Below are 1,754 nucleotides of genomic sequence, written 5' to 3'. Positions count from 1 at the left end.
CGGACGACCAGTCGACGAGGATCCGCAGCTTCACCTTGCCGTTCTCGGCCTTCAGCGGTGCTGTCTGGACACCGGGGAAGGTGCTGTTGAAGTCCACGGCACCGGAGCGGGTGCGGTCGACGTACAGCTCCTGGGTCGTGGTGTCGTAGCCGATCACGGTCTCCTCTCCCCCGGCACCGGTGCGCACCTTCAGGCCGAAGCGTTCGGCGTCCTTGAGCGAGAAGGTGGCCTCGATGTCGAGTGCCTTGCCCTTGGCCGCCGGACCGATCAGGGGCTTCGCGGCGCTCTTGACGGTGACACCGGTCGCCGTCGCCGGGCCGCCCTGCCGGAGGGACTCCAGGCTGCCCACCGGCCGGCTGGTCAGCCGGACTTGGCCGTTGACGGTCCGCAGCGCCATCTCCCGTGGGACGCTCTGCGCACCGCGCCAGGGTGAGGTGGGGATCGCGCCGCTGTAGTCCCAGTTGTTCATCCAGCCGATCATGTACCGCCTGCCGCCCGGTGCGTTCTCCCAGGACACGGCCGCGTAGTAGTCCTTGCCGTAGTCGGCCCAGTCGGCGCGCTGCAGGACCGACTTGGCGGGGGCGTCGGCGGCGGTGAAACGGTCGGCCAGGATGTGGCCCCAGCCGGCCGTGTTCATGTCGACGATCTGGATCCGCGCCTTCTTGCCGGCGTAGGGGCGCAGGTCGAAGGAGGCCCAGTCCAGGGTCTCGCTGTTGGCACCGGTGGCACTGCGGACGACCTGGCCGTCGACGACCAGGTTGACCGACGTCTCCTGGGAGACGGGCCGGGCCTCGGTGTCGGACAGCATGATGTGGTCGACGTTGAGGTGGCCCCAGCCGCCGGTGTTGTCGTCGACGATCCTGATCCGCGCCTTCCTGCCCGCGAGGTCGCCGACGTCCCAGGAAGCCCAGTTGAGCGCCTCGGCGTCCTTTCCGGTGGCGCTGCGCACCACCTGGCCGTCGACGAGGAGTTCGAGGGCGGTGGGGTGGTCGGACCCGGCGGGGTGGTTGCCGCCGCCGATGAGGAAGTTGATGTGCTTCTTGTCGATGGTGAACTCGGGCGAGGTGAGGGTGCCCGTGGTGGAGTCGCCGTTCAAGAAGCTGTTGACCAGGCCGCTGCCCAGGAACCCGGAGACCTCCTGCTGGTTGGGGAGGGTGCCGGTGGCCGGGGCCGAGCCGAAGGCGTCTCCGGTCGCCGTCCAGTCGCCGTAGCTGCCGCCTTCGAAGTCGGCGAGGACCGTGCCCGCGGGCGGGTCTCCCCGCTCCAGGAGCGTCCCGGGCTCGTGCGGGTGCCGTCCGCCGCCGACCTTGAAGTTCAGGTAGGGGCTGTCGACGGTGAACTCGGGCGAGGTGAGGGTTCCGGTGGTCGCGTCACCTCCGTGGAAGCTGTTGGCGAGGCCCTTGCCGTCGAAGCCCTCGACGGTCCCCTGCCCGGCCAGCGCCCCGGCTGTCGGTCCGTCGCCGAACGCGGTGCCGGTGGACGACCACGTGTCGAAGCCGGTCCCCTCGAAGTCCTGCATCACCGTGCCGGCGGGCGGCGTGTACGTGCCCTTGTCCTCGGCGGTGAACTTCTTGCCGTCGAAGTCGCCGACGAAGTACTGGGCGGCCGAACCGCCCGCGATGCCGCCGGGGTTGATGTTGACGACGAGGACCCACTTGATGTTGTTCTTGTTCCCGTCGACCGCGAGGGGGAACAGGTCGGGGCACTCCCACACGCCGCCCGTCGCGCCGGCCGGCCCGAACTCGCTGAGCAGG

The 1,754-nt window shown here is 69.8% G+C and carries 1 protein-coding gene; it reads right to left on the bottom strand.

The features are described from left to right. The coding region (locus GTY47_RS12825; protein WP_063738882.1) for a GH32 C-terminal domain-containing protein at positions 1-1,754 on the bottom strand (1,754 nt) is incomplete at both ends.

It is taken from the genome of Streptomyces sp. SID5464, assembly GCF_009862985.1.
GTDB classification, from domain to species: domain Bacteria; phylum Actinomycetota; class Actinomycetes; order Streptomycetales; family Streptomycetaceae; genus Streptomyces; species Streptomyces chartreusis_D.
The sequence above is the reverse complement of the archived record's forward strand: the minus strand, read 5'-3'. Positions and strand labels throughout refer to the sequence as shown.